The organism is Nioella ostreopsis, assembly GCF_004000255.1.
Lineage (GTDB): Bacteria > Pseudomonadota > Alphaproteobacteria > Rhodobacterales > Rhodobacteraceae > Nioella > Nioella ostreopsis.
In genome coordinates this window covers 19,601-41,952 of sequence record NZ_RCIQ01000025.1, presented here as the reverse complement: position 1 = coordinate 41,952, position 22,352 = coordinate 19,601, and the positions used below count along the sequence as shown (strand labels likewise).

General features: G+C 63.3%; 23 protein-coding genes and 1 tRNA gene. 15 read left to right on the top strand and 9 right to left on the bottom strand.

Features of this window, described 5'->3' with window-relative positions:
- Positions 1–21 precede the first annotated feature (21 nt).
- The gene (locus tag EP237_RS19500) at positions 22–294 is read right to left on the bottom strand and encodes a hypothetical protein (protein WP_127562557.1); all 273 of its coding nucleotides are present in this window, start codon (positions 292–294) and stop codon (positions 22–24) included.
- 123 nt (positions 295–417) lie between these two features.
- Between EP237_RS19500 and EP237_RS23220 the strand changes: the two genes are divergently transcribed.
- From EP237_RS23220 to EP237_RS19490, 3 genes are all read left to right on the top strand, one after another.
- A complete protein-coding gene (locus EP237_RS23220; protein WP_158514352.1) occupies positions 418–582 on the top strand; it encodes a hypothetical protein in 165 nt (54 codons plus the stop codon).
- 126 nt (positions 583–708) lie between these two features.
- Positions 709–1,428 carry an SDR family NAD(P)-dependent oxidoreductase gene (locus EP237_RS19495; protein WP_127562556.1) on the top strand — a complete coding sequence of 240 codons (720 nt, stop codon included), beginning with the start codon at positions 709–711 and terminating at the stop codon, positions 1,426–1,428.
- 48 nt (positions 1,429–1,476) lie between these two features.
- Positions 1,477–1,794 (top strand): DUF3775 domain-containing protein, encoded by a 318-nt coding sequence (locus EP237_RS19490; RefSeq protein WP_127562555.1) that lies wholly within the window; start codon positions 1,477–1,479, stop codon positions 1,792–1,794.
- Between the two features lie 16 nt (positions 1,795–1,810).
- On the opposite strand, the gene EP237_RS19485 is transcribed toward EP237_RS19490, so the two are convergent.
- The 3 genes from EP237_RS19485 to EP237_RS23215 all read right to left on the bottom strand — a co-directional run bounded on the left by EP237_RS19485 (position 1,811) and on the right by EP237_RS23215 (position 3,755).
- The gene (locus EP237_RS19485; RefSeq protein WP_127562554.1) at positions 1,811–2,854 is read right to left on the bottom strand and encodes a saccharopine dehydrogenase; all 1,044 of its coding nucleotides are present in this window, start codon (positions 2,852–2,854) and stop codon (positions 1,811–1,813) included.
- Positions 2,855–2,864: 10 nt separating this feature from the next.
- Positions 2,865–3,524, bottom strand: a complete 660-nt coding sequence (locus EP237_RS19480; RefSeq protein WP_127562553.1) for a histidine phosphatase family protein — start codon at positions 3,522–3,524, stop codon at positions 2,865–2,867.
- Between the two features lie 69 nt (positions 3,525–3,593).
- Positions 3,594–3,755 (bottom strand): hypothetical protein, encoded by a 162-nt coding sequence (locus EP237_RS23215; RefSeq protein ID WP_164744772.1) that lies wholly within the window; start codon positions 3,753–3,755, stop codon positions 3,594–3,596.
- 37 nt (positions 3,756–3,792) lie between these two features.
- On the opposite strand from EP237_RS23215, the gene EP237_RS19475 reads away from it, so the two are divergent.
- Positions 3,793–5,007, top strand: a complete 1,215-nt coding sequence (locus tag EP237_RS19475; RefSeq protein ID WP_127562552.1) for a hydantoinase/carbamoylase family amidase — start codon at positions 3,793–3,795, stop codon at positions 5,005–5,007.
- A 135-nt stretch (positions 5,008–5,142) separates the two neighbouring features.
- Positions 5,143–5,850, top strand: coding sequence for a hypothetical protein (locus tag EP237_RS19470; protein WP_127562551.1), 708 nt, complete (start codon positions 5,143–5,145; stop codon positions 5,848–5,850).
- Between the two features lie 10 nt (positions 5,851–5,860).
- On the opposite strand, the gene EP237_RS19465 is transcribed toward EP237_RS19470, so the two are convergent.
- On the bottom strand, positions 5,861–6,562 hold the full coding sequence (locus tag EP237_RS19465; protein ID WP_127562550.1) for a response regulator transcription factor: 702 nt from the start codon (positions 6,560–6,562) through the stop codon (positions 5,861–5,863).
- A complete protein-coding gene (locus tag EP237_RS19460; RefSeq protein WP_240661704.1) occupies positions 6,559–8,487 on the bottom strand; it encodes a hybrid sensor histidine kinase/response regulator in 1,929 nt (642 codons plus the stop codon). Before EP237_RS19460 ends, EP237_RS19465 begins: the two co-directional genes overlap by 4 nt.
- A gap of 213 nt (positions 8,488–8,700) precedes the next feature.
- On the opposite strand from EP237_RS19460, the gene EP237_RS19455 reads away from it, so the two are divergent.
- The 9 genes from EP237_RS19455 to EP237_RS19415 all read left to right on the top strand — a co-directional run bounded on the left by EP237_RS19455 (position 8,701) and on the right by EP237_RS19415 (position 19,507).
- Positions 8,701–10,668, top strand: coding sequence for an AMP-binding protein (locus EP237_RS19455; RefSeq protein ID WP_127562564.1), 1,968 nt, complete (start codon positions 8,701–8,703; stop codon positions 10,666–10,668).
- A 2-nt stretch (positions 10,669–10,670) separates the two neighbouring features.
- Entirely contained in the window at positions 10,671–11,486 is an 816-nt protein-coding gene (locus EP237_RS19450) for an ABC transporter ATP-binding protein (RefSeq protein ID WP_420812539.1), read from the top strand.
- A gap of 101 nt (positions 11,487–11,587) precedes the next feature.
- The gene (locus EP237_RS19445; RefSeq protein WP_127562548.1) at positions 11,588–12,577 is read left to right on the top strand and encodes a branched-chain amino acid ABC transporter permease; all 990 of its coding nucleotides are present in this window, start codon (positions 11,588–11,590) and stop codon (positions 12,575–12,577) included.
- 3 nt (positions 12,578–12,580) lie between these two features.
- Positions 12,581–12,799: a hypothetical protein gene (locus EP237_RS19440; RefSeq protein ID WP_127562547.1), complete on the top strand. Its 219-nt coding sequence runs from the start codon at positions 12,581–12,583 to the stop codon at positions 12,797–12,799.
- Positions 12,800–12,802: 3 nt separating this feature from the next.
- Positions 12,803–13,879 carry a branched-chain amino acid ABC transporter permease gene (locus EP237_RS19435; RefSeq protein ID WP_127562546.1) on the top strand — a complete coding sequence of 359 codons (1,077 nt, stop codon included), beginning with the start codon at positions 12,803–12,805 and terminating at the stop codon, positions 13,877–13,879.
- An 86-nt stretch (positions 13,880–13,965) separates the two neighbouring features.
- On the top strand, positions 13,966–15,249 hold the full coding sequence (locus EP237_RS19430; protein WP_127562545.1) for an ABC transporter substrate-binding protein: 1,284 nt from the start codon (positions 13,966–13,968) through the stop codon (positions 15,247–15,249).
- A gap of 76 nt (positions 15,250–15,325) precedes the next feature.
- Positions 15,326–16,186 carry an ABC transporter ATP-binding protein gene (locus EP237_RS19425; RefSeq protein ID WP_127562544.1) on the top strand — a complete coding sequence of 287 codons (861 nt, stop codon included), beginning with the start codon at positions 15,326–15,328 and terminating at the stop codon, positions 16,184–16,186.
- A 14-nt stretch (positions 16,187–16,200) separates the two neighbouring features.
- Entirely contained in the window at positions 16,201–17,397 is a 1,197-nt protein-coding gene (locus tag EP237_RS19420; protein WP_127562543.1) for a phenylacetate--CoA ligase family protein, read from the top strand.
- 34 nt (positions 17,398–17,431) lie between these two features.
- Positions 17,432–19,507 carry a peptidoglycan-binding protein gene (locus tag EP237_RS19415; RefSeq protein WP_127562542.1) on the top strand — a complete coding sequence of 692 codons (2,076 nt, stop codon included), beginning with the start codon at positions 17,432–17,434 and terminating at the stop codon, positions 19,505–19,507.
- Between the two features lie 112 nt (positions 19,508–19,619).
- Here the strand turns inward: EP237_RS19415 and ykgO are convergent, their stop codons facing one another.
- Positions 19,620–19,745: a type B 50S ribosomal protein L36 gene (gene ykgO, locus EP237_RS19410; RefSeq protein WP_012177066.1), complete on the bottom strand. Its 126-nt coding sequence runs from the start codon at positions 19,743–19,745 to the stop codon at positions 19,620–19,622.
- A gap of 66 nt (positions 19,746–19,811) precedes the next feature.
- Positions 19,812–19,886, bottom strand: a tRNA-Val gene (locus tag EP237_RS19405).
- A 136-nt stretch (positions 19,887–20,022) separates the two neighbouring features.
- Between EP237_RS19405 and EP237_RS19400 the strand changes: the two genes are divergently transcribed.
- Positions 20,023–20,898, top strand: a complete 876-nt coding sequence (locus EP237_RS19400; protein WP_127562541.1) for an N-formylglutamate amidohydrolase — start codon at positions 20,023–20,025, stop codon at positions 20,896–20,898.
- A gap of 153 nt (positions 20,899–21,051) precedes the next feature.
- Here the strand turns inward: EP237_RS19400 and EP237_RS19395 are convergent, their stop codons facing one another.
- Entirely contained in the window at positions 21,052–22,305 is a 1,254-nt protein-coding gene (locus tag EP237_RS19395; RefSeq protein WP_127562540.1) for a DNA polymerase IV, read from the bottom strand.
- Positions 22,306–22,352 lie beyond the last annotated feature (47 nt).

Sequence of the window (22,352 nt, the reverse complement as noted above, 5' to 3'; positions counted from 1 at the left end):
TCCGGCGCGGTTCTGAAAGGCCTATTCCACGCGGCCGGGTCCGAAGGCAATGACGAGGGATGGTGCCATGATCCCAAGGAGAGACAGGGCCCAAAGACCCCGCGTCAGCCTGTGAGCTGGGTCTTTCAGCCAGACGCCCATGGCTGACAGAAACGACACGGGACCGGGAAACATCTGCCCGCTGCGACTCTCTGCGATGGCGCGGATCTGAAACACGGCCCGAAAGGACAGCCCCGTCCAGAGCACAAAGCACAGCCCCTGCGCGATCAGAAGGATGAGAATGCTGTTGTCCATGGTGTTGCCTTTCGTGAATCCGTTACAATTGAACGCGTTATCCCGGCCGATGTTAAGCCCTGGGTAACCTCTGTGGGTGCAGTCTGATCGGACTGTGGGGGCGTGAACCAACAGGTGAACGTCATGATCAACAAAACATCGGAAATCCGCGTCCTGAAACTGAAGGAAACCCACCCGGAGGAACTGGGCCGCGCCAGCGATGCGCAGACCATGCTCCGTATCTGGTCGCTGCTTGGCGGGCAGGCGCAGATGCGTGACCGGACCATCTGCAACCGCGTTCTGGGCTGATTGATCCTCACCTGCCCCGACATCTTGCGGGGCAGGGCACTGATGCGACATTTATTCGTCCTATCCGCGCTGGACCTGCCCGCGTCGAAGTGAAACCCTTCCTCCGACGCGAAACCGGAGGTCGATATGCGCGATTGGGCAGGGATGCGATACTGGCTTGTGGGGGCGGACACGTCTCTTGGCGCCGCGCTTGCCGAAAAGCTCAGCCGCGCCGGGGTGTCCCTTGTCCTGTCAGGGTGCGATCAGGACAAGCTGGAAGACCTGATGGTGTCGCTGCCGGGGCGCGCAAGCTACATCCCGATTGATGTCAGGGACGAAGACAGGCTTGCCGAGATTGCCATTGAACTGGGCGCGGTGAACGGTCTGGTCTACGCCATTGACGACCACCAGGCGGTCAGCGCCGAGGCGTGGAACGCGACGGATGTTGCCCGGATGATCTCATCCAATCTGACCGGGATCGCCAACGCGCTTGGCGTGGCGCTGCCGATCTTCGAGGGTCGAGGGCATATCGTTTTGCTAGACAGCCTTGCCGGGATCGGTGGGTCGCCCCGTCAGGCAGGCTATGCCGCATCCAAGGCCGGGGTGCGCCTGATGGCCGAATCGCTGCGCGCCGAGGCGAGGGGGTCGGCACTGGCGGTGCAGCTTGTCACGCTCGGGGTGCCGGGAAGCCGTCTGGCGGTTGCCCCTGCCACCGCCGCCGCCGAGATCTTCGAACATATGGGCACCCCCCGATTCCGCCGGACGGTTCCTGCCATGGCGGGCGCCGTGGTGCGGCTGCTGCACGTCCTGCCCGGCTGGCTGACACGGCCTGCCATTGCATGGCTGACAAAACCGGCGCAGGATTGAACCGGGCGCGCAACAATCCAAGACTCGGACAGAACCGGAGGACCCGACATGCTGGCCATTTCCACCCACAAGGTCGCACAGATCATCCTGATGGGGCACGAGCTCGACCGGGCCGAGGGTGAGCTGCGCGGGTTTCTCGAAACCCTGAACGAGGATGAGCAGGCCGAAATCGTTGCCATCATGTGGATCGGGCGCGGCAGTTTCGAAGCGGAGGATTTCGCCGAGGCGCTTTCCACTGCTCGCAACGAGGCGACGACGCCGACAGCCGACTACCTGATCGGCACCCCGCACCTGTCGGACCATCTGGAAGCCGGGTTGGAAGCGCTCGGAGTCGACCCGTCCGAGGCGGAAGACGACCTGATGTAGGGCCTTGCCCGTCCGGTCAGCCGATGTGCTTGTCAAATTCCGCCTTCGCCCGCGCCCAGACCCCACTATCCAGATCGGTCAGTGTCAGGAGTGAGGGAAGAAGCTGCGCCGCGTAGTCCTGAGAGGACTCCACCGGCAGCATCGAGGGCAGGTTGTCGATGGCCATCACGTCCATCGGCGGGGTGTCATGAACGCGCAGCACAGGCGCATCCCATGTGGTTGCGCGGTCATAGACCGGCACCGGATTGTAGTCGCTGTCAGGGTCGCAGGCCACGTCACCGATCACGGTTAGGCTGCGCGGCTGTGACAGCGCCTCGCGCGGCACGAAAACCGGGGTGCCGGGGCGGGCGAAGATGCAGTTGAGGAAGATGTCATGGTCGAGGATCTCGGGGAACGGCCCGCCGCTGGCGGTCTCATCCATGTCCCATTTGGTGACGCGCATCCCCATGGCTTCGCACAGATCCGCTGCGCCGGTGCCCACGCGACCTAGCGCGCCGATAACGATGGCGCGCGGCGCGGACAGGCCCGCCATGCCCTCGGCCAGATCAGACAGCAGCGCGTTCTTGCCGGGATAGGCGCCAACGGGTGGGCAGATGCCGCCGGATTGCTGCGCGATCCACGCTTTCAGTGACACGGCCGCCCCTGCGAACCCGGCCCAGTAGCCAAAGGCGGCGACACGGCGGCCGTCCTCGTCCACCAGATATTCCAGATCGTAGAGCGTGCCGCCGCCTGCCTTGAACCGGTCCAGCAAGGCGCGGCCCGAAAACTGCCCCTTGAAGGCGTGGCCGAACATGATGTGGCGATGCGGCAGGGGGGTGCCGTCCTCGGGCAGCTCCTTCAGCCCGAAGATGATGGCGTCGGCAGGCGCGTCTGGCCAGCTGTTTTTCGGCGCGATCTCGGCCCCGGCCTCAGCATAGCCCGTCAGTCCGGCGGCGCGGGTGGAGCTTTCCTCGACCGTCACGCGAATGCCTGCCGCGATCAGGGCGCAAACACCCTCTGCGGTGATCCCGGCGCGTTCCTCGTTCGGGCGCTGTTCGGCGCGGACCCAGAGATGTGTCATGGCTGATTCCTCACAAATGGGTGCGCGCAAACTGCCGTTCCGGGTGTTCCAGATGCGGCAGCGCGTTGAATTGCGTCAGTGCCAAAGAGCCCCGCAGGGGCAGCCAGCGGCTGAGCGAGGTGTTTTCCACAGCCAGACAGGCGCGGGCAAAGGCAACGATATCGAGGCCAAGGGTGATGCGCATGGCCATGCCGATCACGCCCGCGGAGGTCACGACCATGGCCCGCCCGTCACCCGTGCCGACAGCGTCCAGACCCTCGCGGACGCGGCTTTCGAATGCGTCGAACTCTTCCGGCGCATTGACAATCTCGCCCGCTTGCCAGGCCGCGAGCAGTTTCGGCAGATGATCGGCGAAATCTTCCCGGTCCTCGGGGATCGGCACGTCATGTTGATCACGGTAAAGCGCGGCGAGCGTGAAAAACTCCAGCTCGTTGAAGCGCGCGTCGATCACCGGCTCTGCGTGACCCTCGAGACTTATGGCCGCCGCAGTTTCCCGTTGCCGTCGCAGCGTGCCGCAATAGAGCCTCGGAAACACCTCACCGGTCCCGGCAATGTGTTCCCCCAGCCATTGCGCCTGTTGGGTGCCAAGCGCGCTCAGCCGGTCATAGCTTTCTTCGTCGCGCGCTTCGGTGTTTGCCTGACCGTGGCGCACGAGGGTGATATGGGACATGGGGTTTTCCTCGCGCCGTCTGTCCCCCGCTTAGGACGTCAGGGCGCGCAAGAAAAGGGGCGAAGCGTCTCAGAGCCCGAGGCTGGCGCGGATCGTTGGCAGGGCGCCGGCGGCGATCAGGCCCACGACGGCCCCGATGCCAAGACGGATCGCCGGGCGGCCAAGGTTGGGGCTGACAAGGCCCAAAAGGCCACACACCACGGCGTAAAAGGTAAGCGTTACAGGGTCCATGACTAGACGATAGCACAAAACGGGCTAGGAATGGGACATGGGACAGACTTTCGATATCGATTCCGCGCGCTTTCTGGCCGATTTGCATCATCTCCGCAGCTTTGGGGCGGAAGGGTCCGGAGTGGTCCGGCCCGCCTTCTCGCCTGCTGACGTGGCCTCTCGCGAATGGCTGTCCGCGCGCATGCAGGAGGCGGGGCTTACGCCACATATGGACCCGGCGGGCAACCTTTTCGGGCTGGTCGACGGGCCATCCCTGCTGGTCGGCTCGCATTCCGATTCCCAGCCGGAAGGCGGCTGGCTCGATGGGGCACTTGGCGTGATCATGGGGCTAGAGGTTGCTCGTGCATCGCGCGAGGCTGGTGGACCCGCCATTTCCTGCGTCAGCTTTCAGGACGAGGAAGGCCGCTATGGCGCCCTCACCGGCAGCGATATCTGGTCGGGCAGCACCACACTGGCCGAGGCCGATGACTTCCGCGCCACCGACGGTCAGAGCTTTGCGGAAGGCCGAGCGGCGGTCGCCCATATGGCCAAGCCCGATTTCGTGGACCCGGACCGGTTCACCGGCTTTCTGGAATGCCATATCGAACAGGGCCCGGTTCTGGATCAGGTGGGTGAAGCGGTCGGTGTCGTGACCTCGATCGTGGGGCTGAGGCAGTTGCAGGTCACGGTGAGCGGCGAACAGAACCATGCGGGGACCACACCCATGGCCATGCGTAAGGATGCGTTCCAAGGAGCGGTGCGGATCGCGACGCTGCTCAATGACCGGTTCCGCAATCTGGTGACGCCGCAAACCGTCTGGACCATCGGACATATGCGGCTTTCACCCAATGCGTCTTCCATCGTGCCGGGCAAGGCGGTGTTCACGATCCAATGGCGTGACGGAGATGCGGATCGGCTGGACCGGATGGAACGGGTGATCGACTCCGTCCTGCTGGAGGTCGAGAACGGCACCGGCCTGAACATCAGCGCCGACCGTCTTCGCCACGATCTGGTGCCGGTCCCGATGGATGCCCGCATGCAGGAGGCATTGTCGAGGGCCGCCGGACAAATTGCGCCGGGCAAGTGGCGGTCGATGCCATCGGGTGCGCTGCATGATGCCTCTAACCTGTCGCGGATGATGCCGGTGGGGATGCTTTTCGTGCCCTCCATCGGTGGGATCAGCCACGACTTTGCCGAAGATACTGCCGAGGCCGATCTGGTGACTGGCCTCAGGGTGCTGGCCCGTGCGGCGGCGGATCTGGCCCCAGGCTGATCCAGATCACAGGCTGCCCGGTCAATCAGGTGCAGACGATGCTTTGACCGCCCGTTTCTGCACCCGACCACGCCCTGCTTGATCTTTCTGTATCTTACCGGCTTTCTGGACAGGCCATAACTTACAGGAGCTTTCATGACCCGTTTCCCCCTGATCGCCGCATGTCTTTGCGGCTTCGCCCTCCCGCAGACAGCCCTGTCCGAAACGTTTTCCCAATCCGCCAGCTTCGCGGGGGATCTCTGCGCGACGGATGTGGACGGATCGGGCGACTATGATGACTGCGCAACGATTGCTGGCAATACGGGGCAACGCGGCGTCTACAATTTCGTGCTTGGTGGCCTGAACCCAGACGTGCAGGGAGATGTCACGATCCGGCTGACCTCTCCCAATGCGGATCTCTATGCCGATCCGGGGGCGAACAATCCGGACGAACGGTTCCGCCTGTTGATCGAGGGGGTGAATTTCGGGCGTTTGTTCGATGGTTCCGAAGCGGACGAAGCACAGGTCAACGCGGGGCTGGCGGCCAGTGTGCAGCAGAACATCACCCGCGCCACCGGGTCGGCCGCTGCCCTTGATCTCAGCTTTGACGTGCCGCGTGCCGCGATTGCGCCCTTCCTTCAGGATGGTGAACTGGTTGTGCAGCTCGATTTCCGCGAAGATGCCAATATCAACCGGTTTGACGATCCGACTGTGACCATCAGCTACGAGGTGCCGGATAGCCTGCCCGCCCCGGATCTGGCAGCCCTGTCCGCAGAGGTCGCGCGTCTGAGCGCGGTTCTGGAAAGACAGACGCAGGTCATCGAGAACCTGACGCGCGCGATCGAGGCGTTGCAGACCCGCTGACGCGCGGTGGTCAATCCCACTTCACATCGCCCAGGAAGATATAGCCCGCGCCGTAGATCGTCTTGATCAGACGCGGGTTTTTCGGGTCTTCCTTCAGCTTGGTGCGCAGGCGCGAGATGCGGACATCCATGGCGCGGTCAAAGCTTTCGCCCGCCGCGCCGCCAAGGGCTTCCTGCATCTGCTGGCGGCTGATCAGGCGCTTGGGGCTGTCGAGGAACAACCGCAGAACCTCGCCTTCCGCATGGGAAAAGCTCACCTCTTCGCCCGCCTCATCAACCATCACATAGCGGTCGAAATAGGCGGTCCAGCCCTCGAACCGGGCGGTGTCGGATTGGGCCGGGCGGCTGCGCGCGTCCCTCAGCCGGGCGCGGACGCGGGCCACGACCTCGGCCGGATCGAAGGGCTTGATGATGTAGTCATCGGCCCCCAGTTCCAGCCCGGTCACCCGGTCCTGAACCTGTGCGCGGCCCGAGATGATGATGATCGACGCGCCGGATTCCAGCGCCAGCCTGTGCACCACGGCCAGCCCGTCACGATCCGGCAGGCCAAGATCCACAAGGCAGACATCGGGGGTGGATTTGCGCAGAGCCGCTTCAAACTCGGTCGCGCGGGAATAGGCGGCGGTGCGGAACCCGGCTTCTGTCAAAGCCTCGGACAGCATCAGCCGGATCTGCGGTTCGTCGTCCAGAATGGTGACCAGCGGTTCGCTCATGCGTCATCCTCCTGCGCCAGTATGGCGTGAAGCTTGCCGCTGTCGAAGGGTTTCGACAAAACCGGCCAGCACGCCGCACCCCGCTGCCGCAGCGGATGGGTCTCGGGCAGGGACGTCATCAGCGCCAGCCGCAGTTCCGGCCGCCGCCGGGCCAGCCGCGCCAGCAGGTCAACCCCGGTCGTGTGGCCGGACAGCTTGATGTCGGACAGGACCATGTCGATGGCAGGCAGATCGGCCAGCGTGTCGGCCTCGGCAAAGCTGGCGGCCTCGATCACCTGATGGCCCATATCGGTCAGCATCTCGCGCACCGACACCCGCAAATCGGGCATGTCCTCGACCAGCAGGATCAGCATCGGCTTGGCGTCTGACACAGGTACGGACCGGAACGGCAGGCGGTAGGTGACTCGCGCGCCCTCCCGATGGTTTTCCAGCCGTACATTGCCGCCCGACAGCTTGGCGAAATCGAAGACCATCGACAGGCCAAGCCCCGACCCCGCCTGCCCCTTGGTTGTAAAGAACGGGTCGAGCGCGAATTCCAGCGCCTCTTTCGAAAAGCCCGGCCCGGTATCCTCCACCACGATATCGAGCCACGTATCCCGCACCTTCTGGGCCCTAATGCGGATCTCACCGCCCTCGGGTCCAATCGCGTCGCGGGCGTTCAGCACCAGATTCAGCAGGCTGTCCTGCAGGGATCCTTCATCCAGCATCAACAGTGGATCGGGCACGTTCTGGGTGATCGACAGGCCGATATTGTCCGCCAGGGGCGCGCGGGCCAGCGCCTCGAAGGTTTCGAAGAACCGGCGCATGTCGACCGGGGCGGGGTGCAGTTCGCGGGGGCCGGAAATGCGTGCGATCCGGTCCAGCAGGGTGCCGCCCCGACGGGCGGCAGCGGTCGTGGCAGAGGTCAGTTCGCGCGCAGCGTCGGGCAGGTCCATCCGGGTCAGGCGGCTTTGCAGTCCCAGGATGATGGTCAACAGATTGGAAAAATCATGCGCAAGCCCGCTGGTCAGCTGCGCGGCCAGTTCGCGCTTGTTGGTCTGGATCAGCACCGCGCGGGCCTGTGTTTCTTCCGTCACGTCCGTAGACAGCAGGTAAACGCCGTTGATCGGGCCGGTTTCGCCCACCCGGTCGGGGGTAAAGGCGGTCCGAATGCGGCGGCCAGAATCCTCGTCCGTGAATTCCAGCACACTCGACTCCCCCTGCATGGCCCGGTCCAGATGCGGGCGTAGGCGTTGCGATGTCTTGACCCCGAGCGCTTCGCCGAAATGCAGCCCCACGATCTCGTTCGACCGCCCCGGCAGAACCGAGGATAGACGGCGGTTGGTGAAGGTGTAGACGCCATCCGTATCCACATGGCCGATATGGGCAGGTGTCATTTCCGTGGTCAGACGTGTGCGCGCCTCCATTTCGGCAAGCCCACGCTTGGCCTCTTCTAGCTGCGCGATGGTGGCGGCGAGCTGGCGGTTGGTGCGGGCCAGTTCCTCGGCATGGGTCAACAACTGATCCGACAGCTCTTCCGACCGGGCACGCAACAGCGACTCCTGGTTCTTTATGCCGGTGATGTCGGTATAGACCGTGACCCAACCGCCCTCCGGCAGGGGGCTGCCCTCAACGCTGATCATGCGCCCGTTTGATCGGCGGCGTTCCATGTAGTGGGGCTCAAACGCGCGGGCCTGTTCGACCCGGTCGGCGACGAAGCCTTCGGTATCGTCCACCTCCCCGTATTCGCCCCTTTCGGCGAGATACCGGATCGTGTCCCGAAACGATGCGCCGGGGGTGACCAGAGATTCCGGCAGATCGAACATGGTCTGGAAGGGCCGGTTGCAGACTGCAAGCTTCAGGTCGCGATCATAGATCGTCAGCGCCTGCTGGATCAGGTTCAACCCGGCACGGGTCATGTGCGCAGTGGCGTCCGATCTGGCCATCTGTCAACTCCTCCTGCCTTTCCGCTACACGCTTGCCCCCGTGGGGCCAAGTCCTGCCAGCCTCTTGTTACAATTCGTTAGGATTGGGCAAAAGTCAGGTAAAAATTGACGCCCAACCATGGCGACAACACGGTGAGGGGGCGGATTCGTTTTCGTCATCGAACCGCGTGGGCGCCGGGATGACCGGCGAAGGGAGGACAGAACTTGGCTGAGATGAAAGCGGTTTCGGGCGTGCCTGAATCCGTTCCTGCGTTGCTCGCACGGAACGTTGCACAATTCGGAAGCAAGCCCGCCTATCGGGAAAAGGAATTCGGGATCTGGCAGACCTGGACCTGGGCCGAAGCGGCCGAGGAGATCCAGGCGATTGCCTATGGATACCTGGCGCTTGGCGTCGAGAAGGGCGACCATATCGCCATTGTCGGCCGAAACCGCCCGGCCATGTACTGGTCGATGGTTGCCGCGATGAAAGTGGGGGCCGTGCCGGTGCCCATGTATCAGGACGCCGTGGCCGAAGAGATGACCTATGCGCTGGATCATTCCGGTGCCCGCTTCGTCGTTTGCGGCGATCAGGAACAGGTCGACAAGGTGATCGAGGTGCAGGAAACCGTGCACCAGATCGAACACATCATCTATCAGGACGCGCGCGGCCTGCGGAAGTACGACCACACCAAGCTGCACGCGCTGAGCGCCATTCAGGATGAGGGCCGCGCCGCGCATGAACGGTTCGAAAAGGTACTGGCCGAGCGCGAGGCGTCCATCGGTTACGACGACACCTGCGTGATGCTCTATACCTCGGGCACCACGGGCAAATCCAAGGGTGTGGTTCTGTCCAACCGCAACGTGATCGAGACCGCAAGGGCATCCTCCGAATTCGATCATCTGCGCCCCTCGGAAGAGATTCTCGCCTACTTGCCGATGGCTTGGGTGGGCGACTTCATCTTCTCCATCGGGCAGGCCTATTGGACCGGCTTCTGCACCAACTGTCCGGAATCGCCCGACACGATGATGACCGACCTGCGCGAAATCGGTCCGACCTATTTCTTTGCCCCGCCCCGCATGTTCGAGACGACGCTGACCACTGTCATGATCCGGATGGAAGACGCGGGCGAATTCAAGCGCAAGATGTTCCATAAGTATATGGAACACGCCAAGAAAGTCGGTCCCAGGCTTCTGGACGGCAAGCCGGTTTCCTTTGGTGACAAGCTGAAATACTGGATCGGTGACAAGCTGGTATACGGGCCGCTGAAGAACACGCTCGGCTTCAGCCGCGTCCGGGTCGGGTATACTGCGGGTGAGGCAATCGGGCCGGAGATCTTCGAGTTCTACCGCTCGCTCGGGATCAATCTCAAACAACTCTACGGCCAGACGGAAGCGACCGTGTTCATCACGCAGCAGCCCGATGGCGAGGTGCGGGCCGATACCGTGGGCGTTCCCAGCCCCGGCGTGGAAATCAAGATCGGCGACAGTGGCGAGATCTACTACCGCAGCCCCGGCACCTTCGTGGAATACTACAAGAACCCCGAAAGCACCGCCGACACCAAGGACCCGGAGGGCTGGGTTGCGACCGGCGACGCGGGCTTCATCGAGGAAGGCTCTGGCCACCTGCGGATCATCGACCGCGCCAAGGATGTGGGCAAAATGGCCGATGGCCGCCTGTTCGCGCCGAAATACGTGGAAAACAAACTCAAGTTTTACCCGAACATCCTTGAGGCCGTGGTCTTCGGCAACGGGCGTGACATGTGCACCGCCTTCATCAATATCGACCTTGCCGCCGTCGGCAACTGGGCGGAGCGCAACAACATCGCCTATGCGTCCTACCAGGAATTGGCCGGGCATCAGCAGGTGCTGGACACGATCCAGCAACATGTTGAAGAGGTGAACAAATCCGTGGCCCAGGACCCGATGCTCTCGGGCTGTCAGGTGCATCGCTTCCTTGTCCTGCACAAGGAACTGGACGCCGATGACGGTGAAATGACCCGGACCCGCAAGGTGCGCCGCCGGATCGTGGAAGAGAAGTTCGCCGACTTGATCGACGCGCTCTATTCCGGCAAGTCCGAGCAGTACACCGAAACCGAAGTGACCTACGAAGACGGTCGCAAGGGCAAGATCACCGCCACGCTGGAAATCCGCGACGCAAAAGTCGTGGAAGCCGCGGGCCAAGCGCAGGTGGCCGCAGAATGACCATGATGCACTACGAACCCCATGTGACTTCCGATGGTCGGACTATCGGTAACACCATGATGGAAATGAAGAATATCACGCTGCGCTTTGGCGGCGTGGTGGCGATCAAGGATATTTCCTTCGACATCCGAGAGGGTGAGATTCGCGCGATTATTGGTCCGAACGGGGCCGGGAAATCTTCCATGCTCAACGTCATCTCGGGTTTCTACAAACCGCAGGAAGGCGAGGTCTGGTATCTTGGCGAAAAGCGCGGGCCGATGCGCCCGTTCGAGGTGGCGCGGCAGGGCATCGCCCGGACCTTCCAGAACATCGCCCTGTTCGAAGGGATGACGGTTCTGGACAACATCATGACCGGCCGCCTGAACCACATGTCGGCCAGCTTCCTCGATCAGGCGATCTGGTGGGGAAAGGCCGAAAGGGAAGAGGTCGCGAACCGCGAGAAGGCCGAAGAAATCATTGATTTCCTTGAGATTCAGGCCATTCGGAAAACACCGGTGGGGCGTCTGCCCTACGGCTTGAAAAAGCGTGTGGAACTGGCTCGCGCTTTGGTCGCGGAGCCCTCGCTTCTGCTGCTCGACGAGCCGATGGCGGGTATGAACGTGGAGGAAAAGGAAGACATGTCGCGCTTCATCCTCGACGTGAACGATGAATTCGGAACCACCATCGCGCTGATCGAGCACGACATGGGCGTGGTCATGGACCTGTCCGACCGCGTTGTGGTGATGGATTACGGCAAGAAGATCGGCGACGGCACGCCCGACGAGGTGCGCAACAACCAGGAAGTGATCGACGCCTATCTGGGGGTCGCCCATGACTGAGTTTGCCCCAAAAACAGGGGGGTGCCCCCCGTACACCCCCTGTACACCCCCCGTACACCCTGCGTGCAGACAAAACGCCCCTATGACCAGCGGAGGCCACCATGCCTGAACAACTCGTCTTTGCCATGGAGGTCTCGCTCAACGGCCTGATGACCGGGGTGATGTATGCCCTCGTCGCGCTGGGCTTCGTGCTGATCTACAAGGCCTCCGGCATCTTCAATTACGCGCAGGGCGTGATGGCGCTCTTCGCCGCGATGACGCTGGTCGGCATTCAGGAGGGCCGGGTGCCCTTCAGCCACCTGATCAACGCGATCTTCGGCACCGAGGTGCATCATCTGCCCTGGCATTCGGTGCCGGCGCTCTTTGCCATTCTGCTGACGGTGGGGGTGATGATCGCCTTCGCGTGGCTCGTGCAGAAGGTCGTGTTCAAGCATCTTGTCGGGCAGGAACCGATCATCCTGTTCATGGCCACGATCGGCCTGGCCTATTTCCTTGAAGGCGTGGCCGACCTGATGTGGGGGTCCGAGATCCGCACGCTGGATGTGGGTCTGCCGCAGGGGATCAACCTTGTGATCGACGAAACCACGTTCAACTGGTTCGGCTACGGCTTCTTCATCGACAATCTCGATATCGTGGCCTCCGTCGTGGCGGCCATCCTTGTGGCCGGTCTGGTGGCCTTCGCGCAATATACCAAGCAGGGCCGCGCGATGCGCGCGGTGGCCGATGACCATCAGGCGGCGCTGTCTGTAGGCATCTCGCTCAACTTCGTGTGGATCCTCGTGTGGTCGCTGGCGGGCTTTGTCGCCCTTGTGGCGGGCATCATGTGGGGCAGCAAATCGGGCGTTCAGTTCTCGCTGTCGCTGATCGCGCTGAAGGCGCTTCCGGTGCTGATGCTGGGCGGCTTCACCTCGATCCCCGGTGCCATTGTCGGCGGGTTGATCATCGGCGTGGGCGAGGCCCTGTTCGAATTCACCATCGGCCCGATGATCGGTGGCGCGACCGAAAACTGGTTCGCCTATGTGCTGGCGCTTGTCTTCCTCGTCTTCCGGCCGCAGGGCCTGTTCGGCGAGAAGATCATCGAGAGGGTGTGAGGCATGCGCAAGCTGATCGCCATCATCAACGTGATTTCGTGGTCGGGGTTCTGGGCCTTCGGGTATCTTGCCCTGACCGCAGACCAGCCCGACAGCCATCAGACACTGATTGCCCTTCTTCTTGCCGCGGCGGGAATGCTGGCCGGTGTCTGGGCCTACCTGAAACTTTCGAAGGGACAACCTTTGCCCCATCACCCCAAGCATACCCGGTCGGAGGTCTGATCCATGTTCTACCGTGAAGCCGGCGATTTCAAAACCAGCTACTCCGCCGATAACCAGACCTTCCCGATCGCGTTCGACCGCTGGCGCTACTATTTGGTGCTGTTCGTTGCCATCGTGGTCATTCCGCTGACAATCTCGGATTATTGGGCGAACTCTCTGCTGCTGCCGTTTCTGATCTATGTGATCGCGGCGCTCGGGCTGAACATCCTGACCGGCTATTGCGGGCAAGTCAGCCTTGGAACGGGCGGGTTCATGGCCGTGGGGGCCTATGCCACCTACAAGCTGATGACGGCCTTCCCATGGATGGATATGGTCAGCGTGACCATCCTGTCGGGGCTTGTGACGGCCATCGTGGGCGTTCTGTTCGGCCTGCCGTCGCTGCGCATCAAAGGGTTCTACCTGGCCGTGGCGACACTGGCGGCGCAGTTCTTCTTGGTGTGGCTGTTCAACCGGGTGCCGTGGTTCTACAACTATTCGGCCTCTGGCCAGATCAGCGCGCCGGAACGCTCCATGTTCGGCGTGGCCGTGACCGGCCCCAATGCGGAAGTCTGGGTCAAGTACCTGTTCTGCCTGTTCTTCGTGATCGTGCTGGCCTGGATCGCGCGCAACCTGACCCGCGGGTCGGTGGGACGTCAGTGGATGGCCATCCGCGACATGGATATCGCCGCCGAGATCATCGGGGTGAACCCGCTGAAATCCAAGCTGACCGCCTTTGCGATCTCGTCCTTCTTCGTGGGCGTGTCCGGCGCGCTGCTGTTCTCGGTCTATCTCGGCGCGGTCGAGGTGGGTGAGGCCTTCGGCATCCAGAAATCGTTCCTGGTGCTGTTCATGATCATCATTGGCGGCCTGGGCTCTATCTTCGGCAGCTTCGCGGGCGCGGCCTTCATGGTGCTGCTGCCGGTTCTGCTGAAGATCATCGGCGTGGACCTGCTGGGATGGCCCACGGATATCGTGGCGCATATACAGTTGATTGTCGTGGGGGGCCTGATCGTCTTCTTCCTGATCGTGGAACCGCACGGGCTGGCGCAGCTTTGGCGCCTTGTAAAAGAGAAACTGAGACTCTGGCCGTTCCCGCACTAAGGCGGGGCCAGCCAAATCTGCCGGTGTCAAGAGGAAGGCAACGGCAACAATAGCTTATCGGACAAATCCAAGGGAGGACCTTACCGATGAAGAAACTGGCAACACTGGCTCTGGCTGGCCTTATGGCTGCAGGGCCCGCGATGGCGGATCTCGTATTCCCCTCGCTGTCCTACCGGACCGGCCCCTATGCAGCGGGCGGCATTCCGTTCGCGGATGGCTATGCCGACTATTTCACGCTGCTCAACCAGCGTGACGGCGGCATCGGCGGCGTGATGACGAGCGTTCCGGAATGCGAAACCGCCTATAACACCGAACGCGGCGTGGAATGCTACGAGGCGACCCGCGGCGAAGGCGCGCTGGTCTATCAGCCGCTGTCCACCGGCATCACCTACCAGCTGATCCCCCGCGTGACCGCGGACGGCATCCCGCTTCACACCATGGGCTATGGCCGGACCTCGGCTGCCAATGGTGACGTGTTCGAATGGGTGTTCAACTACCCGGCGAACTACTGGGATGGCGCCAGCGTGATCATCAACTATCTGCTGGATCAGAACGAAGGGTCGCTGGACGGTCAGAAGATCGTGCTGCTGTACCACAACTCGGCCTATGGTCGTGAACCGATCCGCACGCTGGAAATCCTGTCCGAACAGCTTGGCTTCGAACTGGTGCAGCTGGCCGTTGACCATCCCGGTCAGGAACAGGGCAACCAGTGGCTGACCATCCGCCGCGAACGTCCGGACTACGTGATCATGTGGGGCTGGGGCGTCATGAACCAGGTTGCGGTTCAGGAAGCTGCCAACATCCGTTTCCCGATGGATCACTTCATCGGCAACTGGTGGGCCGGTGCCGAACATGACGTGATCCCCGCCGGTGACGGTGCCGACGGTTACCTCGCGCTGAACATGAACGTTCTTGGCGACCTGCCGGTCTTCGCAGAGATCCAGCAACATGTGATCGACGCGGGTCTGGCTGCCGGTGACGGGTCGAACCTCGGTTCGGTGCTGTATACCCGTGGCATGTATGCCGCGATGCTGGCTGCCGAAGCCGCACGCACCGCGCAGGAAATCCACGGTGTGGCCCAGATCGACGCAGCAATGATGCGCGATGGGATGGAAGCCCTGTCGATCACTGACGAGCGCATGGCGGAACTGGGCATGCCCGGTGTCGGCCCGGCCTTCGACGTGACCTGTGGCAACCACGGTGGCCCCGGCATGGGCCGTATCCAGCAGTGGGATGCGTCCGCACAGGAGTGGGTCACCCTGACCGACTTCATCGCGCCTGACGATTCCGTCACGCAGCCGCTGATCGAGGAAGACTCGGCGGCCTTCGCTGCCGAGAACGGCATCGAGCCGCGCGGCTGCACCGAGTGATCCTGAGCTGATCTCATGACATCTCTGGCGGCGGCCCTTCGCTGCCGCCGGACCCCGAGAACAAAGGTTGAAGAACATGCTGGACCAGGTTCACGAAACGCACGGAGACGGGTTTGCCCCCGAAGACCAGGGCGCGGAAACGCTGCTGGAGGTCAACAATATCGAGGTGATCTACAACCACGTGATCCTCGTGCTGAAAGGCGTGAGCCTCAAGGTGCCCAAGGGCGGCATCACGGCGCTGCTTGGCGGCAATGGCGCGGGCAAGACCACGACGCTGAAAGCCATTTCCAACCTGCTGCATTCCGAACGCGGCGAGGTGACCAAGGGCAGTATCAGCTATCGCGGTGAGCGCGTGCAGGACCTGTCGCCCTCCGATCTGGTGGATCGCGGTGTGATCCAGGTGATGGAAGGCCGCCACTGTTTCGAACACCTGACCATCGAGGAAAACCTGATGACCGGGTCCTACACCCGGAAAGACGGGCGCGGCGCGATCGCCGCCGATCTCGAGATGGTCTATGAATATTTCCCCCGGCTGAAAGAGCGCCGCAAATCGCAGGCTGGCTACACCTCGGGCGGGGAACAGCAGATGTGCGCCATTGGCCGCGCGCTGATGAGCCGACCGGAGACGATCCTGCTGGACGAACCCTCGATGGGTCTGGCCCCGCAGCTGGTGGAGCAGATCTTCGGCATCGTGAAATCGCTGAACGAGGAGGAGGGCTATACCTTCCTGCTGGCCGAGCAGAACACCAACGTTGCGCTGCGCTTTGCCCATTACGGCTACATCCTGGAATCGGGTCGCGTGGTGATGGATGGCCCCGCGAAGGAACTGCGTGAGAACCCGGATGTGAAGGAATTCTACCTCGGCATGTCCGATGAAGGGCGCAAGAGCTTCCGCGACGTGCGGTCCTACCGTCGCCGCAAGCGGTGGCTGGCGTGATGAGGGACAATGCCGTGAGTACCTATTTCGACGATCAGGAAACCCGCAGCGCCGACCAGCGTGCCAGTGACCAACTGGCCGCCGTGAACGCGCAGATTGCCCGCGTGGCGGCCTCGGGGGCGTCCGAGTTGGATGCGACGCCGCTGGCCGATCTGTCGGAGCTGCGCAAACTGCCGGTCCTGCGCAAGTCGACCCTGTCGGGCTGGCAGCAGCAGAACCCGCCCTTCGGCAATATCGCTGTGCAGAACGTGGCGCATATCTTCCAAAGTCCCGGCCCGATCTATGAACCGGGCGGGATCAGTCATGACTGGTGGCGCATCGGGCGGTTTCTGAATGCGGTCGGTATCGGGTCGGATGATATCGTTCAGAACTGCTTTGGCTATCACCTGACGCCCGCCGGTATGATCTTTGAAAGCGGTGCGCGGGCCGTGGGGGCCACCGTGGTGCCCGCAGGCACCGGCCAGACCGAATTGCAGGTCCGCGCCGCCCATGACATCGGCACGACCGCCTATGCTGGGACGCCCGATTTCCTGAAGGTGATCCTCGACAAGGCCGACCAGATGGGGCTGTCCCTGAAGATCACCAAGGCCGCTGTTGGTGGGGGCGCTCTGTTCCCGTCTCTGCGCCAGGAATATGCCGATCGGGGCATTTTGTGCCTGCAGAACTACGCCACCGCCGATCTGGGCAATATCGCCCATGAGAGTGCGGCGCAGGAGGGCATGATCGTCGATGAAGGCGTGATCGTGGAGATCGTGCGCCCCGGCACCGGCGACCCGGTCGCACCGGGCGAGGTGGGCGAAGTTGTGGTGACGACGCTGAACGCCGATTATCCGCTGATCCGTTTCGCCACCGGCGATCTAAGCGCCGTATTGGACGGCGAAAGCCCCTGCGGCCGCACCAATATGCGGATCAAGGGCTGGATGGGCCGGGCCGATCAGACCACCAAGATCAAGGGCATGTTCGTGCGCCCTGAACAGGTGGCCGATCTGGTCGCCCGTCACAGCGATGTGGGCCGCGCCCGTGTCATCGCTGAGCGGGAAGGCGAGATGGACGTGATGCTGGTGCAACTGGAAACTTCAGGCACTGACGGAAGCGTTTATGAACAAACGGTTCTGGATACGCTAAAGTTGAGGGGGCGAATCGAGCTCGTTCCCGCTGGCAGCCTGCCCAATGACGGTAAGGTCATCGAGGACCGGCGCAGCTACGAATGATCTCGGGCCGCCTTATTTGAAGGAGGTTTGAGCCATGAAGTCATTTGTAAAAGCCCTGTTGTTGATGGGTGTTGCCATGCCGGCAGGGGCCGATACGGCCCTTGTCGTAGGCACCGTCGATGCCGCGTCCACCACGAGTTACGGCGCGCCGCGCTATCTTGGTACGGCGCTGACCCCGCTGGATCAGGCGGGGTTTGAGCTGATTTCCGCCCTTGACGCGGATGCGGCCACCCTGCGCCAGCTGGTGACCCGGCTGGTCACGGCGGATGAGCAGGAGGCGCTGGTCATCGCCCTCTCGGGCCGCTTCGTCACTCATGGAGGTTTGAGCTGGTTCCTGGGCCGCGATGCCGGTCAGCAGGATCTGGGCAGCGTGTCGGCTGCGGGCATCCCCGTGCAGCTTCTGATGGATATCGCAGGGGCGTCGCCCGCGCGCGCGGTTATCCTGCTGGCCCCGGAAGATCAGGGGATTGCCCTTGGTGCCGGGCTGGACAACGGGCTTGGCCCGCTGGAAGTTCCAGAAGGCGTGACGCTGGCCACCGGACACCCGGCCTCGGTCGCGCGCTTCCTGCGCAGTGGCCTGCTGGAGCCGGGCCGCCCCTTGCGCGATGTGCTGGCGGCGTCCCCCGATCTGACGGTGGTGGCGCTGGCAGATCCCTTCGTGCCCTTCGTTCCGGCGCCGGTGGTCACACCCGTCGTGCCCGCCGATGAACAGGCCTATTGGGACGCGATGTCGACGCTCGACAATGTCTTTGCCTATCGGGCCTATCTGAACCGCTATCCCGGCGGCTACTACGCCGCACAGGCGCAGGCGCGGATTGCGGCACTGGAGCCGCCCGCGCCGCAACTGACCCCGGAAGAGGCCGAAAACGCCCTTGGCCTGTCGCGCGAGGACAAGCGCAACATCCAGCGCGATCTGGCGGTTCTGGGCTATTACAACAGCGGCATCGACGGGCTCTTCGGCCCCGGCACGCGCGGCGGCATTCGCCAGTGGCAGCAGGCCAACGGATTGCAGGTCACCGGCTATCTGGATGCGGCGCAGGTCACCCGGTTGAGCGATCAGGGCGATGTGCGGCGCGAGGAGATCCGCGCGCAGGATCTGGCTTATTGGAACCAGACCGGGCAGGGCAGCGACGAGGCAGGTCTGCGGGCCTATCTGAACCGCTATCCGAACGGCCAGTTCGCGCAGCTCGCCCGCCAGCGGCTGGATGCCATTGAGGCGGAACAGGAACGGCAGGCCGACATCGCCTATTGGAACCAGACCGGGCGCGGTCAGGATGAGGCGGGTCTGCGGGCCTATCTGGGCCGCTATCCCAATGGCGAGTTTTCGCAGCTGGCGCGCCAACGCCTGAACACCATCCTCGCACAGCAGGAATCGCAGGCGTGGCAACTGGCGCAGTCTCGTGACACGATCCAGGGCTATCGGGCCTATCTGAACGATTACCCCAATGGCCCCCACGCGCAGCAGGCCCGCCAGCGTCTGGCGCAATTGCAACAGGCCGCAGGCGAGCCCGCGGCGTGGCAGCAGGCGCAGGCGCGCGACACGCTGAACAGCTATCAGGCCTATCTGGATTCCTACCCGAACGGTGCGCATGCCGCCGAGGCGCGCGCGCTGATGCGCGCGATCCGCGATGATGACCGGGCATGGAACCTTGCGGAATCGACGGACACGATTCAGGGTTATCGCAACTACCTCAATGCCTTCCCAACTCCGCGCCATCGTCAGGAGGCGCTGGACCGGATTTCCCAGATCCAGGCGGACGAGCAGGCGTGGCAGCAGGCGCAGGCGGCGAACACGGTGCAGGCCTATCGCAGCTATCTCAACCGCTTCCCCAATGGCCGCCACGCGGCTGAGGCGCAGCAGCGGATCGACGCGCTGGCGCCACCGCAGCCGCCCCAGGGGGGTATTCCGCTGAACCTCGGTCAGCGGGTTGCGACGGAACGGGCCCTGTCAAATCTGGGCTTCGATCCCGGTCCGGCCGATGGCACCTTTACCGCGCAAACCTATGCCGCCTTGCGTGCCTATCAGCAGGCCCGCGGCTTGCCGGTGACGGGCGTGGTGGATGCGGTGACGGCCGCGGCGCTGCTGGTCGAAGGTATGTCAAACAACTGACCTGCGATTCCCCGGGGGGCGCGATGCGTAGCCCCGGGAAAATCGGACCAGTACAAGCAAAAGCGCCGCAGGCAGGACCTGCGGCGCTTTTACATGCGAAATCTGCTGTGGCTCAGCCCTGGCGGGCTTTGAACCGGCGCTGCGTCTTGTTGATGACGTAAACGCGGCCCTTGCGGCGCACGACGCGGCAATCGCGGTGACGCTGCTTGAGCGAGCGGAGCGAGTTCTTGACCTTCATCTGGCCTCTCCTTCGTCGCGGCGCGGCGATGCGCCTTTGGGTTAACCCCTTGTTACCAAGGGAAGATGGTGGGCGATACTGGGATCGAACCAGTGACCCCTTCGATGTCAACGAAGTGCTCTACCGCTGAGCTAATCGCCCCCTGATTTGCAAAGACCAAGCCGACACATACATGCCAGCCGCAGCCCCTGCCACGTTGGGTAGGCGGTCTATAAAAGGAGTCGGGATGGTGTTCAAGGGCTTTTGAGGCCACAAAATTCAGGTAATGATAATTCTCATGACCGAGTCCAGCGAATACCGCGCCGCCTACCGGCTGGAAAGACCCGAAACCCGGGTCGGATCCGTGATCGTCGCCTCGCCGCATTCGGGGCGCCATTACCCGTGGAGCTTCATCCGGCGGACTGTGCTGGACGAGCGCGCGATCCGGTCGTCCGAGGATGCCTTTGTCGATATGCTGGTGGCCGAGGCCCCCGCGCTTGGCGCGCCGCTGCTGGCCGCAGAGTACCCCCGCGCCTTCGTGGATCTGAACCGTTCGAATGACGAGCTCGATCCGGCGGTGATCGAGGGCGTGCGGCGCAGCGCGGTCAATCCGCGGATCAGCTCTGGCCTTGGGGTGATTCCCCGGGTCGTGGCCGGGGGGCGGGTGATCTATCGCGGCAAGCTGAGCCGTGCGGAGGCAGAGGAGCGGATCGAGAAGGTCTGGCAGCCCTATCACAGCTGCCTTGAAGGATTGGTTCGGGAGTCGCTGGAGGAGTGCGGCGAGTCGGTGCTGCTGGATTTTCATTCGATGCCGCATGAAGCGCTGGACGCGATGTCGCGCGGCCCCGGGCAGGTGCGGCCTGACGTGGTTCTGGGCGACCGGTTTGGCGCATCGGCGGCGGTGGCGATCGTGGATCGGCTGGAGGCAGGCTTTGCCGCTGCCGGGTTGGTGGTCAGCCGCAACAGCCCCTTCGCCGGGGCCTATATCGCGCAGAATTACGGCCGCCCGTCCCGTGGGCGCCACGCGGTGCAGATCGAGATCGACCGGTCGCTCTACATGAACGAACAATTGATCCGCCCGAATGGCAATTTCCAGAGCGTCAAGAAACTGGTGACCGGAGTGTTGCGGCAGATGATCCGCGGCGAGGATGCCCTGCCGATGGCGGCGGAGTAGGGCGGACGCGGTTTCGAAACCGCGTGGTTGCGCCGGGCCTGTCTGGACCGCGTGCGCCTACAACGCGGTGCTTACGGATGGCAGGGATGCGAACCTTGCCACGGGCGCGGGAAACGCGGTTTCGAAACCGCGTTCTGGCCCCCGGACGCATCGTCAGCGCAGGGACCGCCCTTTCAGGATCGCGTCACCGCCGAACCTTTTCCGAATCTCGTCTGCCGCGCGCTCGGCCTTGATTCTGGCAGCCTCCTGCGGGTCCAGAAGGTTGCCGGAGCGATCGGCCATATCCTCGGGCAGCAGATCCGCCAGACCCACTCCGATCAGCCGGTAGGGCTTGGTGTGCGGCGCGTGGTCGAACAGCTCGCGCGCGGCACGGTAGATGCGGTCGGCGATCTGGGTGGGATCGGTCAGGCTGCGCCGCCGTGTGATCAGCTGAAAGTCCGACCGCTTCAGCTTCAGCACCACCACGCGCCCCGCCAGCCGCTTGGCCTTCAGCCGGTCCGACACCTTCTCGGCCAGCCGCCAGAGATGCCCGTCCAGCAGGTCGGGGTCCGATATGTCTTCGAAGAATGTCGTCTCGGACGAGATGCTTTTCATCGGCGCATCGCGACTGACCCGTCGCTTGTCCTGCCCGCGCGCCAGGTGCCACAGCCGGTCCCCCATCGACCCGAACCGCGCCACCAGATCCTCGCGGTCCCACCGGCGCAGATCGGCGAACGTACGGATGCCCACCTTGTCGAGCGCGGCCTGCCCGGCCTCTCCTATTCCCCAGATCATCCGCACCGGTTTCTGTTCCAGGAAATTCATCGTCTCGGCCTGCCCGATCACCGAAAACCCGCGTGGCTTTTCGAGATCCGAGGCGATCTTGGCGAGGAACTTGTTATGGGACAGGCCAATCGACCCGGTGATCCCGATCTCGTCCTTCATCCGCTTCACCAGTCGCGCAAGCATCACGGCCGGGGGGCGGCCATGCAGCCGCGCGGTGCCGGTCAGGTCCATGAACGCCTCGTCCAGCGACAGGGGTTCGATGGAGGGCGTCATTTCGTCCATCATGGCGCGGATCTGCTTCGACACGGCGGCATAGACCTCCATCCGCCCGCGCACCACGACCGCCTCGGGGCACAGCTCCAGTGCCTTGAACATCGGCATCGCAGACCGCACGCCCTTGATCCGGGCGATATAGCAGGCGGTGGACACCACCCCGCGCTTGCCGCCTCCGATGATGACGGGTTTGTCGCGCAACTCCGGGTTGTCACGCTTTTCGACCGAGGCATAGAACGCGTCGCAATCCATATGCGCGATGGACAGGTCAAAAAGCTCCGGATGCGATACGATCCTTGGCCGCCGGCAGGCGGGGCATCGGGCGCCGGTGTCGAATTGGGTCAGGCAGTCGCGGCAAAGGGATGGCATGTGTCCGGGCTGTGTTGGGTGGGGCGGCTCGATGTCCCATGGTCCCA

Coding starts and splice junctions, on each gene's coding strand:
- EP237_RS19500 (WP_127562557.1), bottom strand. CDS start 294: ATGGACAACAGCATTCTCATCCTTCTGATCGCGCAGGGGCTGTGCTTT.
- EP237_RS23220 (WP_158514352.1), top strand. CDS start 418: ATGATCAACAAAACATCGGAAATCCGCGTCCTGAAACTGAAGGAAACC.
- EP237_RS19495 (WP_127562556.1), top strand. CDS start 709: ATGCGCGATTGGGCAGGGATGCGATACTGGCTTGTGGGGGCGGACACG.
- EP237_RS19490 (WP_127562555.1), top strand. CDS start 1,477: ATGCTGGCCATTTCCACCCACAAGGTCGCACAGATCATCCTGATGGGG.
- EP237_RS19485 (WP_127562554.1), bottom strand. CDS start 2,854: ATGACACATCTCTGGGTCCGCGCCGAACAGCGCCCGAACGAGGAACGC.
- EP237_RS19480 (WP_127562553.1), bottom strand. CDS start 3,524: ATGTCCCATATCACCCTCGTGCGCCACGGTCAGGCAAACACCGAAGCG.
- EP237_RS23215 (WP_164744772.1), bottom strand. CDS start 3,755: ATGGACCCTGTAACGCTTACCTTTTACGCCGTGGTGTGTGGCCTTTTG.
- EP237_RS19475 (WP_127562552.1), top strand. CDS start 3,793: ATGGGACAGACTTTCGATATCGATTCCGCGCGCTTTCTGGCCGATTTG.
- EP237_RS19470 (WP_127562551.1), top strand. CDS start 5,143: ATGACCCGTTTCCCCCTGATCGCCGCATGTCTTTGCGGCTTCGCCCTC.
- EP237_RS19465 (WP_127562550.1), bottom strand. CDS start 6,562: ATGAGCGAACCGCTGGTCACCATTCTGGACGACGAACCGCAGATCCGG.
- EP237_RS19460 (WP_240661704.1), bottom strand. CDS start 8,487: ATGGCCAGATCGGACGCCACTGCGCACATGACCCGTGCCGGGTTGAAC.
- EP237_RS19455 (WP_127562564.1), top strand. CDS start 8,701: ATGAAAGCGGTTTCGGGCGTGCCTGAATCCGTTCCTGCGTTGCTCGCA.
- EP237_RS19450 (WP_420812539.1), top strand. CDS start 10,671: ATGATGCACTACGAACCCCATGTGACTTCCGATGGTCGGACTATCGGT.
- EP237_RS19445 (WP_127562548.1), top strand. CDS start 11,588: ATGCCTGAACAACTCGTCTTTGCCATGGAGGTCTCGCTCAACGGCCTG.
- EP237_RS19440 (WP_127562547.1), top strand. CDS start 12,581: ATGCGCAAGCTGATCGCCATCATCAACGTGATTTCGTGGTCGGGGTTC.
- EP237_RS19435 (WP_127562546.1), top strand. CDS start 12,803: ATGTTCTACCGTGAAGCCGGCGATTTCAAAACCAGCTACTCCGCCGAT.
- EP237_RS19430 (WP_127562545.1), top strand. CDS start 13,966: ATGAAGAAACTGGCAACACTGGCTCTGGCTGGCCTTATGGCTGCAGGG.
- EP237_RS19425 (WP_127562544.1), top strand. CDS start 15,326: ATGCTGGACCAGGTTCACGAAACGCACGGAGACGGGTTTGCCCCCGAA.
- EP237_RS19415 (WP_127562542.1), top strand. CDS start 17,432: ATGAAGTCATTTGTAAAAGCCCTGTTGTTGATGGGTGTTGCCATGCCG.
- ykgO (WP_012177066.1), bottom strand. CDS start 19,745: ATGAAGGTCAAGAACTCGCTCCGCTCGCTCAAGCAGCGTCACCGCGAT.
- EP237_RS19400 (WP_127562541.1), top strand. CDS start 20,023: ATGACCGAGTCCAGCGAATACCGCGCCGCCTACCGGCTGGAAAGACCC.
- EP237_RS19395 (WP_127562540.1), bottom strand. CDS start 22,305: ATGCCATCCCTTTGCCGCGACTGCCTGACCCAATTCGACACCGGCGCC.